This is a genomic window from Methylobacterium brachiatum, assembly GCF_900113845.1.
GTDB classification, from domain to species: Bacteria; Pseudomonadota; Alphaproteobacteria; order Rhizobiales; family Beijerinckiaceae; genus Methylobacterium; species Methylobacterium brachiatum.
On the sequence record NZ_FOQW01000007.1, the window covers coordinates 226,717 to 241,292 of the forward strand.

Sequence of the window (14,576 nt, forward strand, 5' to 3'; positions counted from 1 at the left end):
GCCGGTTCCGGCGCCGTTAACGTGGGGTTTGCCCAACGGCGCGGCTTGTGCGAGAGGGGCGCGGCTGCGACATTCGCGCCGTCAACGGGGGCGGCGATGACGATGCGAGCGGACGAGGCCTCCCCCGCGCCCCGTATCCTGATCTACAGCCACGACACGTTCGGGCTCGGCCATCTGCGCCGCTCGCGGGCGATCGCGAACGCGATCGTGGCCTGCAACCGCGGCGCGCGGGCGATGATCATCTCCGGTTCGCCGGTGATCGACCGCTACGCTTTCGCGCCCGGGGTCTACACCGTGCGGTTGCCGCCGGTGACCAAGTTCGCCGACGGCAATTATGCCAGCCTCGACGGCACCACGCCGCTGGCCCGCACGGTGGAGCGCCGGGCCGCGATCATCGCCCGGACCGATGCCAGCTTCGCCCCCGACCTGATCCTGGTCGACAAGGAGCCGGCGGGCTTCCATGGCGAGCTGATGCCGGTGCTCGAATCCGCCTCGGCCCGGGGCACACGCCTGGTGCTCGGCCTGCGCGACGTGCTCGACGATGCCGACCGGCTCGTGCCCGAATGGGAGCGCAAGGGCGCGGCCGAGACCATGGCGCGGTTCTACGACGAGATTTGGGTCTACGGTCTCAGCCGCATCCACGAGCCGCTCGCGGCCCTGCCGATGGAGCCCGAGATGGCGGCGCGGATCGCCGGGCGGCTGATCTATACCGGCTATCTCCGCCGGGAGGTGCCGGAGATGTGCGTCGGCCGCGAGGAGCCGGCCATCGCCCGGGGGCCGTTCGTGCTGGTCACGCCCGGCGGCGGCGGCGACGGCGCCGCCCTGATCGACTGGGTGATCGCCGCCTACGAGACCGATCCGGGCATTCCCCTGCCCTCCCTGATCGCCTTCGGGCCGTTCCTCGACGGGGCGACCCGGGACGGCTTCGCCGCGCGGATCGACCGGCTCGGCGGCAGGATCGCGGCGATCACCTTCGACAGCCAGATCGAGTTCCTGATGCGCAAGGCGGCCGGGGTCGTGGCGATGGGCGGCTACAACACCTTCTGCGAGATCCTGTCCTTCGACCTGCGGGCGATCCTGGTGCCGCGCACCGAGCCGCGCCGGGAGCAGGCGATCCGGGCCCTGGCGGCCGAGCAGCTGGGCCTCGCCCGGGTCCTGCTGGAGGCCGACGGGCGCGCGCCCGAGCGCATGGCGGCGGCGCTCCGCGCCCTGCCAGGCCAGAGCGAGCCATCCCGGGTGCTGGTGCCGGGGCTGCTCGACGGGCTCGACGCGGTCGGCCGCCGGGTGCGGGCGCTGTCCGCCGCGGGGACGATGGGCGCCCGCGCCCGGGCCTTCTCGTGACGGACATGCCCGTGACGGGCAAGCGGATCGCGGTGATGCTGAAGGGCTACCCGCGCCTGTCCGAGACCTTCATCGCCCAGGAGCTGCTGGCGCTCGAGCGGTGCGGCCTGCCCCTGGAGATCTGGTCCCTGCGCCGGCCCACCGACCGCGCCCGCCACCCGATGCACGCGGCGATCCGGGCGCCGGCCGCCTATCTGCCCGAATACCTGCACGAGGCGCCGCTGCGGGTGCTGCGCGGCCTGGCCGCCGCCCTGACGCGGCCGCGCCTGCCGGCGCTGCTCGCCCTGTTCGCCCGCGACCTCTGGCGCGATCCATCGGCCTCGCGCCTGCGCCGGCTGGGCCAGGCGCTGGTCCTCGCGCGCGAGCTGCCGGCCGAGGTCGCCCATATCCACGTGCATTTCCTGCACACGCCGGCCAGCGTCGCCCGCTACGCCGCGCTGCTGACCCGGCGGCGCTGGAGTTTCTCCGCCCACGCCAAGGACATCTGGACCACGCCCGCCTGGGAGCTCACCGAGAAGCTGCGCGACGCGGCCTGGGGGGTGACCTGCACCCGCGACGGGCTCGCCCGGCTCGAATCCCTGGCGCCGGGCCGGACGCGGCTCGCCTATCACGGCCTCGACCTCGCCCGTTTCCCGGCTCCGCCCCCGCCGCGCGAGCCCCGGGACGGGACCGATCCGAACGCACCGCTGCGGCTCGTCTGCGTCGGCCGGCTTGTCGCCAAGAAGGGCCATGACGACCTGATCGACGCCCTCGCCGCCTTGCCCCCAGGCCTACACTGGCGCCTCGAGCTGATCGGCGGCGGCGAGCTGCGCGGAGCCCTCGAAGCCCGGATCCGCGAGCGGGGCCTGTCCGAGCGCGTGGCGTTCCGGGGCGCCCTGGCGCAGCCGGCCGTGATCGCGGCGATGCGCGCGTCCGACCTGTTCGTGCTGCCGACCAAGCCCGCCCCGGGCGGTGACCGGGACGGGCTGCCCAACGTGCTGATGGAGGCGGCGAGCCAGGCCCTGCCGATCCTGGCCACCGCCTTCGCGGGCACGCCGGAATTCATCACCGACGGCACCCACGGCATCCTGGTCGCCCCGGGCGATCCGGCCGCGCTCGCGGCTGCGCTGGCCCGCCTCGCCGCCGATCCGGCCCTGCGCCTGCGCCTCGGCGCGGCGGCGCGGGTGCGGCTGGTCGAGGATTTTTCCGAAGTCGCCGCCGTCGCGCTGATCGCGGAGGCCTTGCGCGCCTCGGCCGGCCTTACCTCGCCGGTCGTGGCCACGGAACCGGAACTGGCCGCGTGCGCGTCCTGATCGCGGTCACGCATCTCCTCGGAGCCGGCCATCTCACCCGCGCCGCCGCCCTGGCGCGGGCTTTCGCGGCCGCGGGCCACGAGTCTCTGCTGGCCTCGGGCGGAAGGCCGGCCCCGATGGTGCGGGCGGAAGGCCTGCGCTGGGTGCAGCTGCCGTCGCTCCATGTCGCCGGCACCGATTTCGCGCGGCCGCTGGGACCGGACGGTGGCCCGGCCGATGCGGCTTTGCTCGCGCAGCGCCGCGCCCTGCTGCTGGACGCCCTGGCGGATTTCGCCCCCGACGCGGTGATCACCGAGCTGTTCCCGTTCGGCCGCCGGGCGCTGGCCGCCGAGTTCCTGGCCCTCGTCGAGGCGGCGCAAGCACGCGGTCCACGCCCGCTGGTCCTGGCCTCCGTGCGCGACATCCTGGTCGCGTCCGCCAAGCCGGAGCGGATCGCGCAGGCGCATGCGCGGGTGGCGCAGCTTTACGACGCCGTGCTCGTCCACGGCGACCCGGCCCTGGTGCCGCTGGACGCCTCCTGGCCGCTCGACGCCGGAACCGCACAAAAGCTCCGCTACACCGGCTATGTCGACGAGGGCATGGCGGCCGTTCCGGAGACGGCGCGAAGCGGCGTGCTGGTCGCTGCCGGGTCCGGGCCGGCGGGGCTCGGGCTGCTGCGGGCCGCAGCGGAGGCAGCCCGGCTCCAGCCGGGGCTCGGCTGGCGGATCCTGGCAGGGCACGGCGTGCCCGAGGCTGACCTGGCCGCCATCGGCCACGACCTGCCTGACGGCACGATCGAGCGGGCCCGCCCCGATTACCGCGCCCTGCTCGCCGGCGCGGCCCTGTCGGTGAGCCAATGCGGCTACAACACCGCCATCGATCTCCTGGCGAGCGCGACCCCGGCCGTGCTCGTGCCGTTCGAGGCCGGCGGCGAGACCGAGCAGCGGCTGCGCGCCGAATGCCTCGCCGGGCGCGGCCTCGCCCGGGTGCTTCCGGAGGCGGAGCTGACCGCGGCATCACTCCTGCAAGCGGTGGACGCCCAGCTCCAGGCTGCGCCGCCGGCGCCGCACGGGATCGACCTGGGCGGGGCAGCGCGGACGGTCGCGATCGTCGAGGATTTTTTCTTGCAGAGCCGCACGGCGCCGGATCGGGCGCGGGTGCCCTGTCCCGTGCGGGAGCGTGCGCATCCCGCTTTCGCCCTCCTTCGCAACGCCCTCGACGAAGCCGGCACCCGCTTCCAGCGCGTGCGGTTCTGGTGGCGGGACGACGATGCCGTCGCGGCGTCGCCGGCCCTCGACCGGCTGATCGGTCTCGCCGAGGCCCATCGCGTGCCGATCCTGCTCGCGGCGATCCCGGCCGGGATCGAGCCGTCCCTCGGCGCCCGCCTGGCGTCCGCAAAAGCCGTGCGCGTCGCCGTCCACGGCCTGGCCCACCACAACCACGCCCCGCCGGGCGAGAAACAGGCGGAGTTCGGCCCGCATCGCCCGCTCGACGCGCTGCGCGACGATGCCGCCGCGGGCCTGCGGATCGCCCGGGAGCGCCTGCCCGGATCAGCGCTGCTGCCGGTCTTCGTGCCGCCCTGGAACCGGCTCGCCCCGGATCTCGCCGCCGCCCTGCCGGGCCTCGGCTATCGCGGCCTGTCGTCGATGCCCGGGCCGGCGATCCCCGGCCTCGCGCGCGCCGACGCGACCCTCGACCCGATCGATTGGCGCGGCACCCGGTCGCTCCGTGATCCCGAAGTGCTGCTCCGGGATGTCGCCGCCGGCCTCGCGTCCGACCCCGCGCGCCCGATCGGGCTGCTGACCCACCACCGCGTCCACGACGACGCGATCTGGTCCTTCATCGGCGATCTGCTGTCGATCCTCGCCGCCCATCCGGCCGTGACGCTTGTCGATCCGCAAACTCTATTTTCCGCTGCCGCAGTGGACTCCGGCGCGGCGGCATCTACTCTTCCCGGCTCATCCGATGTGAGGAATGGTTGAGTTCCCTCCTGTCCATCCGCGACCTCGCGGTCGCGTTCCGCACGGAGACCGGACCGTTCGAGGCGTTGCACGGGTTGTCGCTCGACGTGATGCGCGGGCGGACCCTGGCGCTGGTCGGCGAATCCGGCTCGGGCAAGTCGGTCACCGCCCAGGCGATCATGGGCATCCTGCCGAAATCCGCCGCGATCACCCGCGGGCAGATCCTGTTCCGCGACGGCCCTGCCGAGACCGACATCGCCCGGCTGGATACCGAGGGCGCGGCCATGCGGGCGATCCGCGGCCAGCGGATCGCGATGATTTTCCAGGAGCCGATGACCTGCCTGTCGCCGCTCCACACGGTCGGCGACCAGATCGGCGAGGCCCTGCGGATCCATACCGGCGCCGACCGGAAGGAGGCCGATGCGCGCACCCAGGAGGCCCTGGCCCGGGTCGGGTTCCCCGATCCGAAGCGCGCCCTGAAGACCTACCCGTTCGAGCTCTCCGGCGGCCTGCGCCAGCGGGCCATGATCGCCATGGCGCTGATCCTGAAGCCGGCCCTGCTGGTCGCCGACGAGCCGACCACGGCGCTCGACGTGACCACCCAGGCGCAGATCCTCGCCCTGCTGGCCCGGCTCCAGGACGAAACCGGCATGGCGATCCTGCTGATCACCCACGATCTGGGCGTCGTCGCCAACATCGCCCACGACGTTGCGGTGCTCTACCGGGGCCGGCTGGTCGAGGCCGGGCCCCGCGATACGGTGATGCGCGCGCCCGGCCACGCCTATCTCCGGGCGCTGCTGCACGCGGTGCCGCGGTTCGACATGGCGCCGGGCGAGCGCCTGACGCCGATCCGCCCGGCCCGGGCCGAGATCCCGCCGGTCCAGCCCCAGGCGAAGCCCGCCGGGCCGCTGCTGCGGGTCGAGGGCGTCAGCAAGAGCTACACGCTCCGGTCCGGCCGCTTCTGGCAGAAGCCGCGGATCGTCCAAGCCGTCTCCGACGTGTCCCTGAGCCTCGCGGCCGGGGAAACGCTCGGCCTCGTCGGGGAATCCGGCTCGGGCAAGACCACGGTCTCGAAGATGGTGATGCGGGCGCTGGAGCCCGATTCCGGCCGGATCCTGTTCGACGACGGCAGCGGCCCGCGGGACGTCCACGGGCTCTCGGGCGACGCCCTGTTCGCCTACCGGCGCACCGTGCAGTTCGTGTTCCAAGACCCTTACGCGTCGCTCGATCCGCGCATGACCGTGCGCCAGATCCTGTCCGAGCCGATGGAGATCCACGGCGTGCCGGCGGCCGAGCGGCGCGCCCGCTGCCGGGAGCTGATGGCGATGGTCGGGCTGGAGGCCAGCGGGCTGGGGCGCTACCCGCACGCCTTCTCGGGCGGCCAGCGCCAGCGGATCGGCATCGCCCGGGCCCTGGCGCCGCGGCCGCGGCTGCTGGTGCTCGACGAGCCGGTCTCGGCGCTGGACGTCTCGGTGCAGGCGCAGATCCTGAACCTGCTCAAGGATTTGCAAGCGGCCCTCGGCCTGTCCTACCTGATCGTCTCCCACAACCTGGCAGTGATCGACTACATGGCGGATACGATCAGCGTGATGTGCCGGGGCCGGATCGTCGAGGAGGCGCCCCGCGCCGCCCTGTTCCGCCGCCCGGTCCATCCCTACACGCGCGCGCTGCTCGCCGCCGTGCCGGATCCGAGCCTCGACCACCCGCTCGATTTCGCCGCGATCACCGGCGACCAGAACGATCCGACCCGCTGGGCGGCACCCTACCGGCTCGGTCCCGACGAGGCCGGCGCCATGCGGGCGATCGAGCCGGGCCACCGGGTCCGGTTCTCCACCGCCCGGGACGCGGAGGCCGCCTGATGCAGCCGCGCCCGCCCGTGATGCTGGAACGCCTGCGCCGCAAGGTGCTGTCGCCCCTGTTCGACCGCCTCGGCTACGACCTCGTGCCGGCCGCGCCCGACTGGAGCCACCGCCCGACCTCGCCGCGGGAGGTCGCCACTCTGCTGGAGTCCGCCGCCGCGATCCTGGAGCGCGACTTCGCTGCGTCCGGCATCGTGCCGGATTGCGATCTCCTCGACAGCGTCCGGGCCTTCTGGGATTTGATCCCCACCGCCCCGGTCCGGCAGCGACGGGGCGGCAGCGGCTTCAACGGCGCGCTGCAGCTCTACGTGGCGATGCGGGCGTTGAAGCCGGATTTCGTGATCGAATCCGGTGTGTTCCGCGGGCTCACCACCTGGGTGATCCGCATGGCGCGGCCCTCAGCACAAATCTTCTGCCACGATCCGGACCTGTCCGGCCTGCACTACCGCGACCCTCAGGCGCGCTACAGCACCGCCGACTGGTCCACGGCCGACTGGTTCGGGATCGACCCGGCCCGAACCGTGGCGTTCTTCGACGACCACGTCGCGCAGGGGCGCCGGGTCGTGGAGGCCCATGCCCGCGGCCTGACCCGGCTGCTGTTCGACGACGACGCCGCCGGCCACCGGATCCACGCCCATGGCGGCCCGGCGCATCCGACCATCGCGATGATCACCGGCCCCGCGCACAGCCCGGAGCCGATCCGCTGGACCCGCAACGGCCGTCACTTCGAGCAGCCGGCCGACGACGCGCTGGTGCGGAAGGCCGCCGGACTGATCGCCCGCGCCCACGCCTTCGACGATCTCCACCGGGCCACCGGGTATTCGCCGGCGCGGCTGACCTATGTGGCACTGCATCCGGCGGGGGGCGGGTCGTGAGCGAATTCGAGACCCGCGGCGACTTGCCTTCGTTTCTGAGGCCGGGATCGCCGGAAAACCTCGACGAACGAGGCGCGGGTCCCCTCTCCGGTGCGGGAGAGGGACAGGGTGAGGGGCACGACTTTTCCGGAAGATCCTGGTCCCTCACCCCAACCCTCTCCCGCACGGGAGAGGGAGCCCGTCGCGGTCAGCTTTACCCGAATTGCGATCCCGATGTGGGGCGGGAAACCGGCATCTCCCGCCGCGCCCTGATCGCCGGCCTCGGCGCCGCCGCGCTGCTCTCCCGCCCGCGCCATGCCCGCGCCGACACGCCGCCCGCGGACGCCCCCGCCCCGCCCGAAAAACCGTTCGTGATTGACCTCGCCGCCCGGGGCCGCCGCACCGGCACCGCCGGCGGGACGATCCGCACGCTGATCGCCAAGGCCCGGGATGTCCGCTACCTCTCGGTCTACGGTTATACGCGGCTGGTCGGCTACGATGCCGATCTGCAATTGCGGCCGGACCTGCTCGAGCGGGTCGATGTCGAGGGCGGGCGCTTCACTTTCACGCTGCGCCAGGGCCACCGCTGGTCGGACGGGCACCCGTTCACGAGCGAGGATTTCCGCTACTACTGGGAGGACGTCGCCAACGAGAAGGCGCTGAGCCCCGAGGGACCGCCGGCCTTCTTCCTGGTGGATGGCAAGCCGCCTCAGGTCGAGTTCCTCGACCCGGTGACGATCCGCTACAGCTGGGACCGGCCGAACCCGATGTTCCTGCCGGCGCTGGCCGCGCCGCGCGATCCGCTGATCTACCGGCCGGCGCATTACCTGAAGACCGTCCACGCCCGCTATCTCGGCAAGGAGGCGGCGGACGCCAAGGCCAAGGCGCTGAAGCTGCGCGGCTGGGCGGCCCTGCACAACCGGCTCGACGACAATTACGAGTTGAACAACCCGGATTGCCCGACCCTCCAGGGCTGGGTGCCGCGCACCCGCTCGCCGGCGACGCGGTTCCGGTTCGAGCGCAACCGCAGCTACCACCGGGTCGACACCGCCGGCACGCAGCTGCCCTATGTCGACACGATCGTGATGGATGTCGCCTCGCAGGGCCTGCTGGTCGCCAAGACCAATGCCGGCGAGGCCGACCTGATGTTCCGTGGCCTGTCGATGCCCGACATCCCGAGCCTCAAGGAGGGCGAGAAGGCCCACCAGTACCGCACCAACCTGTGGCCCGTGGCCCGCGGCTCCGAGATCGCCCTCTACCCGAACCTGACCACGCAGGATTCCGGCTGGCGGGCGCTGAACCGGGACGTGCGCTACCGCCACGCCCTATCGCTCGCCATCGACCGGCGCACGCTCAACAACACGCTGCTCTTCGGCCTGGGCACCGAGGGCAACGACACGATCGTGTCCGACAGCCCGCTCTACACGCCGGAGCTGCGCACGCTCAACGCCGGCTACGATCCGGCCAAGGCCTCGCACCTGCTGGACGAGATCGGCCTGACCGGCCGCGACGGCTCCGGCATCCGCCTGATGCGCGACGGTCGCGCCATGGAGCTGGTGGTCGACAGCGACGGCGAGGCCGAGATGGTGCTCGACGCCCTGCTCCTGATCACCGAGTTCTGGCGCGAGATCGGCATCCGCCTGGTGACCAAGCCGCAGGAGCGGACCAACCTGCACCGCCGCTCGGTCGGTGGCATGACCGTGCTGGTCGCCGCGCAAGGCCTCGACCTCGCGGTGCCGACCGCGATCATGCCGCCGACCGAGCTGAGCCCGGCCCAGCCCGAGCACTACGCCTGGCCGCTCTGGAGCGCGAACGTCGAGAGCCGGGGCAAGTCGGGCGAACGCTGCGACATCCCGGAGGTCCAGCGCCTGCTCGACCTCGACCGTCAATGGCGCGACACCGACGATGCGGAGAAACAGGCGGCGATCTGGCGCGAGATGCTGATGAACCATGCGCAGAACACCTGGGTAATCGGCACGGTGGCGGGCGCGCTCCAGCCGGTGGTCGGAGCCGACCGCCTCGTCAACCTCCCCAAGCGCGCCCTGTATTCCTGGGATCCCACGGCGTTGATCGGCGTGCAGCGCCTCGACGAGGTGTTCTGGGACAAGGCCGCCGACGCGCGCGCGGAGGTCCGGTGATCGTCCAGATCCTCCGGCGCGTCGTCACCATGGCGCTGACGCTGCTCGTCATCTCGGCCTTGGTGTTCTTCATCATCAAGCTCCCGCCGGGCGACTACCTGACCAACCGGATCATGGAGCTGCGCGCCTCCGGCGAGGCGGGCTCGGTGGCGAAGGCCGAGCTGCTCATCCGCCAATACGGCCTCGACCGGCCGGTCTGGCAGCAATACCTGATGTGGATCGGCCTGATGCCCGGCCCGGTCGGGTTCTCGGGGCTTCTCCAGGGCGATTGGGGCTGGTCCTTCGAGTACGACAAGCCGGTGGCCGACGTGGTCGGCGACGCCCTATGGCTGACCCTGCTGATCAACCTCACGGCCGTGGTCTTCGTCCACGTGGTGGCGATCCCGGCGGCGATCTATTCGGCGACCCACCGGCACACGTTCGGGGACGCGGTGGTGACCCTGCTGGGCTATGTCGGCCTCGCCGTGCCCGGCTTCCTGCTGGCGCTGATCCTGCTGTTCTACGCCAATCGCTGGTTCGGCCTGTCGATCGGGGGCCTCTACGATTCGGCGCTCACCAACCAGCCCTGGGACTGGACCAAGATCCGCTCGCTGCTTGCGCATCTCGTGGTGCCGACCCTGGTGATCGGGCTCGGCGGCACCGCCGCCATGATCCGTCGGATGCGGGCGAACCTCCTCGACGAGCTGGCCAAGCCCTACACGGTCACCGCCCGGGCCAAGGGCCTGCCGCCGATGCGGGCACTGCTGAAATACCCGTTCCGGATGTCGTTGAACCCGTTCGTGGCCGATATCGGCAACCTTCTGCCGCACCTCGTCTCGGGCTCGGTTCTGGTCTCGCTCGTCCTCAGCCTGCCGACGGTCGGCCCGCTGCTGCTCGAGGCCCTGCGCAGCCAGGACCAGTTCATGGCCGGGTTCATCCTGATGTTCGTCGCCGGCCTCACGCTGGTCGGCATGCTGATCTCCGACCTGATCCTGGTCTGGCTCGATCCGCGCATCCGGCTGGGCGCGCGGTGACGGGACCGATCATGCCAGAGACGGCCCGCGGCCACTTCGTCGATCCGGCGCCGTTCGAGCCGCAGGCGCTCGGCGAGAACCCCGCCGGCAGCGCCTCGGCATGGCGGCTCATCGTTCGGAAATTCCTGCGCCACCGGATCGCCGTGGCCTCGGCGCTGATCCTGCTCGCGCTCTACGCCACGGTGCCGTTCGTCGAGATGCTCGCACCCTACGGGCAGGCGCGGCGCAACGGCGACTTCCTGCACGCACCGCCCCAGGGCGTGCACCTGTTCCACGATGGGCGCTTCCTCGGGCCGTTCGTCTATCCCTACCGGGCGCAGCTCGACCTCGACACGTTCCGGCGCGACTACGTGGTCGATGCAGGCAAGCCGCAGCCCCTGCGCTTCCTCTGCCGCGGCGACGGCTATGTCTGGCTCGGCCTGATCCCCACCGACCTGCACCTCGTCTGCCCGCCGAAGGACGGCACCCTGTTCCTGCTCGGCACCGACCGGCTCGGGCGCGACCTGTTCTCCCGGATGATCTACGGGGCGCGGGTCTCCCTCACCATCGGCCTGGTCGGCGTGGCGATCTCGTTCACGCTGGGCATGCTGTTCGGCGGGATCGCCGGCTATTTCGGCGGGATCGTCGATGCCGGCGTCCAGCGCCTGATCGAGGTGGTGCGCTCCCTGCCCGAGCTGCCGCTCTGGCTGGCGCTGTCGGCGGCTCTGCCGCCGAACTGGAGCCCGCTGCTGGTCTTCCTCGGCATCACTGTGATCCTCGGCCTGCTCGACTGGCCGGGGCTCGCCCGGGCGGTGCGCGGCAAGCTGTTGGCGCTGCGGGAGGAGGATTTCGTGCAGGCGGCCGAGCTGATGGGCGCCTCGCCGGCCCGGGTAATCGGCCGCCACCTGATCCCGAACTTCATGAGCCACCTGATCGCCTCGGCGACCCTGTCGATCCCGACCATGATCCTGGGCGAGACCGCCCTCTCCTTCCTCGGCCTGGGCCTGCGCCCGCCGGTGACGAGCTGGGGCGTGCTGCTCAACGAGGCGCAGAATTTGGCGGCGGTGCAGCTCTATCCCTGGCTGCTGCTGCCGGTCCTGCCGGTGCTGGTGACGGTGCTCGCCTTCAATTTCATGGGCGACGGCCTGCGGGACGCGGCGGATCCGTATCACTAGCGGGCGGGCGGTATCGGGTTTGGAGCGCCGATTCCATCCACGCCCTCATCCTGGCGTGCCGGGTGATTGAAAATCCCGGGGCCGCGAAACGTCCTCCCGGTTATTCCGGACCGGAAGGTCAGCGCCCGTCCAACGGACGCTGCCGAGGAAGACTGAACCCAACAAACAGACAATCCGTCAGATCCCATTCATGTTGCGGAGCCTTAAATCAATTCGAACGGCTGGGTATATCCGAGAGGGCCGAGCAAAATCTCGAGAACCTTTTGCCGTTCGACACTCCCAATGACTTCTGATTGACGCAGATCATTATAGAAGGGGGATTATCCATGCGCGCATTGGTTGTTGTGGCTCTTGCGGCCGTTTCGGGAACAGTTCCAGCGCTGGCATATGATTTTGACAGAGACCGTGAGTTGAATGTCTTGAAAGACATTGCGTCGAGCCAGCGGGAGCAGGTTGCGTTGGTGCGTGAGCAAGCACAGCGCGATCGCGAACGGGCGTGGCGCGAAGGCAATGCCCGTGTGAATGCCAGTCAAGCGGCGCAAAGCTCCCCCTGCGGCGACCGGCACTGATCGCCCCCCTCCGCGAATCCTGCTGCGGTTCGGTACGCTACCTGTGCGCAGCCCGAGGATGTCTTCCCATCGTCTCGCGCTGGGTCAGGACGGCCCCTCCGAAGCGATAGAGGGGATTCGCGCCACGCCGGTGGCGTGGTCGCGGGCCTACCCCGCCAGCGGCAGCGGCGCGATCCGGGCCGGCGCCGCGGCGCTCTTGCGCTCCAGCAGGCCCGGCGGCGGGACGGGCGCGTCGATCGTGCAGATCACGCCGGTCTCCTCGTAGGTCAGCGTCACCTCGCCGGCCAGCTCGCGGGCGAGGCTGCGCTCGATCAGGCGGGAGCCGAAGCCGGTACGGGTCGGCTTCTTGACCGGCGGGCCGCCGCGCTCGGCCCAGCGCAGGTACAGGCGGATCTCGGCTTCGCGCCGCACGGTCCAGGAGATCTCCACCGTCCCGCCCTCGATCGAGAGGGCGCCGTATTTCACCGCGTTGGTGCCGAGCTCATGCAGCGCCATGGCGATCGACAGAGCGAGCCGCGGCGGGAGCCGCAAGGCCGGGCCGACGACCGAGAAGCGCGATTCGTGGCCGTCGCCGGATTCGAGCGGCCGGATCGCGTCCGCCACAACGGCCGACAGCTCCGCCCCCTCCCAGCTCTCCCGGGTGAGCACGTCGTGGACCCGGGCGAGTGCCAGGAGCCGCGCCTCGAACGCCGCCCGGGCGGCGTCGGCCTCCGGGCCTTCGAGGTTGCGCAGGGACTGGCCGGCGATCGACTGGACCGTGGCCAGGGTGTTCTTCACCCGGTGGTTCAATTCGTGGATCAGGAGCAGCAGGTGCTCCTCGGCGAACTTCGCGTCGGTGATGTCGATGTTGCAGCCGGTATAGCCGAGGAAGTTCTGGTCGTCGTCGAGGCGCGGCACGCCCTCGCAGCGGAGCCAGCGCACGGCCCCGCCCCGGTCGATCACCCGGACCTCGGTGCGGAACGGCGCCCGTGCCTCGAATGCCTCGGCGAAGGCCGCGCGGAAGCTCTCGAGGTCGTCCGCATGGACGATCCGCTCCCAGCCCTCGTTGGTGAGATCCGCCGCCGGGATCCCGAACATGTGCTCGAAATGGAGGTTGGCGAAGCTGACGCCGCCGCTCTCGTCGGTCATCCAGATCAGTGCCGGCGCGGAATCGGCCATGTGCCGGAACCGGGCCTCGCTCTCGCTGAGCGCCGTGAGGCCGCGGCGGGTGTCGGCGAGCGCCCGGTCGCGCTCCGCCTCGCGGGTGCGCAGCCGCAGCGACGCGTCGGACAGAACCGCCCCGAGCCGCTGGATCTCGTGGACCGGCGACGGCACCCGGGGGATCGCCTCGCCCCGCGACAGCGCCGGCCCGGAGGCCGCCAGCAGCCGCAGCGGGCGCGAGACGCGGGACCAAAGGTTCACCGCCAGCACCGACGAGGTGGCAAGCACCAGCAGGCCGAAACCCGCGAAGGCCCAGACCCACCGGCGCACCCGGGCGTCGACCAGCGCCTGCGGGATGCTGGTGGCGACCATCCAGCCGGTCAGCCGCGAGCGCGCCTCGATCACCACGACCGGCTTGTGCTGGCGGTCCTGCCCCTCCCAGACCCCCGGCGTCGCCGTCTGGACCTGGCGCAGGCTCGCGAGCCGGGGCTTGCCGACCACGGAATCCGGGTCCGGCAGGCGGGCGAGGACGATCCCGTTCCGGTCCGAGATGCCGGTGGTCCAGCCGGGCACCACCTCCCGGGACAGGATGCCCTGGAGCCGCGACAGCGGCACGGTGAAGCTCAGAATATAGGCGACCTCGCCCTCGACCATCACGGGCACGCCGACCGCGTAGGTCGCCTCGGCCGGGGTCGGGCCCGGGATGTAGCCGCTGACCATGGCGCGCTGGGCACCCTTGGACAGGTCGGTGTCGAACGGCAGCGGCATCATCGGCATCGGCGCGCCGCGGGGCACGCCGGTATTGACCACCTCCTGCCCGTTCGGTCGCCGCAGCAGCACGTCGAGGTCGATCGACTCGCGCACCAGGCGGGCCTGCGCGTCGAACGCCTCGAAATCGCCCTGGCGGATCCGCGGTGAGGTCGCCAGCGTCTGCAGCACCGAGACCAGGCCGGCGGTGTCGCGATCCAGAGACAGGCCGATGCCGCGGACATTCTCGCGGGCATCCTGCTCGAAGCGGGCGCGCTCGGCCGAGGCGTACCGCATCAGCAGGATGCCGGTGAATAGCAGGCCCGGCCCGATCAGAGCGATCACCAGGGCGATCAGGTAGACCTGGGTCGAGAAGCCGTTGCGGCCGAACCGGTAGAGCCGGCGTGCCAGCCATGATCGGCGTGCGGGTTGGATCGCCGGGACGTTCACACCCTCGGCCTCCTGCTCCGGGCTCAAGCGGCGCCCGTCCCCGGCACGCGGTGCCCCGCGGGCTCCTCGCCGTTCCCTC

10 protein-coding genes are annotated in these 14,576 nt (G+C 71.6%); 9 read left to right on the forward strand and 1 reads right to left on the reverse strand.

The features are described 5' to 3' along the window. Positions 1–102 precede the first annotated feature (102 nt). From BMZ47_RS10975 to BMZ47_RS27925, 9 genes are all read left to right on the forward strand, one after another. Complete coding sequence (locus tag BMZ47_RS10975; protein ID WP_091862089.1) at positions 103–1,341, forward strand: glycosyltransferase; 1,239 nt, start codon at positions 103–105, stop codon at positions 1,339–1,341. Between the two features lie 5 nt (positions 1,342–1,346). Further along, positions 1,347–2,633, forward strand: a complete 1,287-nt coding sequence (locus BMZ47_RS10980) for a glycosyltransferase (protein WP_208601037.1) — start codon at positions 1,347–1,349, stop codon at positions 2,631–2,633. Next, complete coding sequence (locus BMZ47_RS10985; protein WP_091861834.1) at positions 2,621–4,594, forward strand: glycosyltransferase; 1,974 nt, start codon at positions 2,621–2,623, stop codon at positions 4,592–4,594. The genes BMZ47_RS10980 and BMZ47_RS10985 overlap by 13 nt, the downstream gene beginning before the upstream one ends. Next, complete coding sequence (locus tag BMZ47_RS10990) at positions 4,591–6,432, forward strand: ABC transporter ATP-binding protein (RefSeq protein WP_091861835.1); 1,842 nt, start codon at positions 4,591–4,593, stop codon at positions 6,430–6,432. The genes BMZ47_RS10985 and BMZ47_RS10990 overlap by 4 nt, the downstream gene beginning before the upstream one ends. Continuing rightward, the gene (locus BMZ47_RS10995; protein WP_091861838.1) at positions 6,432–7,307 is read left to right on the forward strand and encodes a hypothetical protein; all 876 of its coding nucleotides are present in this window, start codon (positions 6,432–6,434) and stop codon (positions 7,305–7,307) included. Before BMZ47_RS10990 ends, BMZ47_RS10995 begins: the two co-directional genes overlap by 1 nt. Continuing rightward, on the forward strand, positions 7,304–9,424 hold the full coding sequence (locus tag BMZ47_RS11000) for an ABC transporter substrate-binding protein (protein WP_091861841.1): 2,121 nt from the start codon (positions 7,304–7,306) through the stop codon (positions 9,422–9,424). The genes BMZ47_RS10995 and BMZ47_RS11000 overlap by 4 nt, the downstream gene beginning before the upstream one ends. Beyond that, positions 9,421–10,437 carry an ABC transporter permease gene (locus tag BMZ47_RS11005; RefSeq protein WP_091861844.1) on the forward strand — a complete coding sequence of 339 codons (1,017 nt, stop codon included), beginning with the start codon at positions 9,421–9,423 and terminating at the stop codon, positions 10,435–10,437. The genes BMZ47_RS11000 and BMZ47_RS11005 overlap by 4 nt, the downstream gene beginning before the upstream one ends. Positions 10,438–10,448: 11 nt before the next feature. After that, positions 10,449–11,591, forward strand: a complete 1,143-nt coding sequence (locus BMZ47_RS11010; protein ID WP_007563618.1) for an ABC transporter permease — start codon at positions 10,449–10,451, stop codon at positions 11,589–11,591. A gap of 293 nt (positions 11,592–11,884) precedes the next feature. Further along, entirely contained in the window at positions 11,885–12,160 is a 276-nt protein-coding gene (locus tag BMZ47_RS27925; protein WP_139220968.1) for a hypothetical protein, read from the forward strand. Positions 12,161–12,307: 147 nt separating this feature from the next. On the opposite strand, the gene BMZ47_RS11015 is transcribed toward BMZ47_RS27925, so the two are convergent. Continuing rightward, on the reverse strand, positions 12,308–14,524 hold the full coding sequence (locus BMZ47_RS11015; protein ID WP_081496980.1) for a sensor histidine kinase: 2,217 nt from the start codon (positions 14,522–14,524) through the stop codon (positions 12,308–12,310). Between the last annotated feature and the right edge of the window lie 52 nt (positions 14,525–14,576).

Bases quoted from the DNA above. Each gene is read 5' to 3' on its own strand.
- BMZ47_RS10975 (WP_091862089.1), top strand. From the start codon at position 103: ATGCGAGCGGACGAGGCCTCCCCCGCGCCCCGTATCCTGATCTACAGC.
- BMZ47_RS10980 (WP_208601037.1), top strand. From the start codon at position 1,347: ATGCCCGTGACGGGCAAGCGGATCGCGGTGATGCTGAAGGGCTACCCG.
- BMZ47_RS10995 (WP_091861838.1), top strand. From the start codon at position 6,432: ATGCAGCCGCGCCCGCCCGTGATGCTGGAACGCCTGCGCCGCAAGGTG.
- BMZ47_RS11010 (WP_007563618.1), top strand. From the start codon at position 10,449: ATGCCAGAGACGGCCCGCGGCCACTTCGTCGATCCGGCGCCGTTCGAG.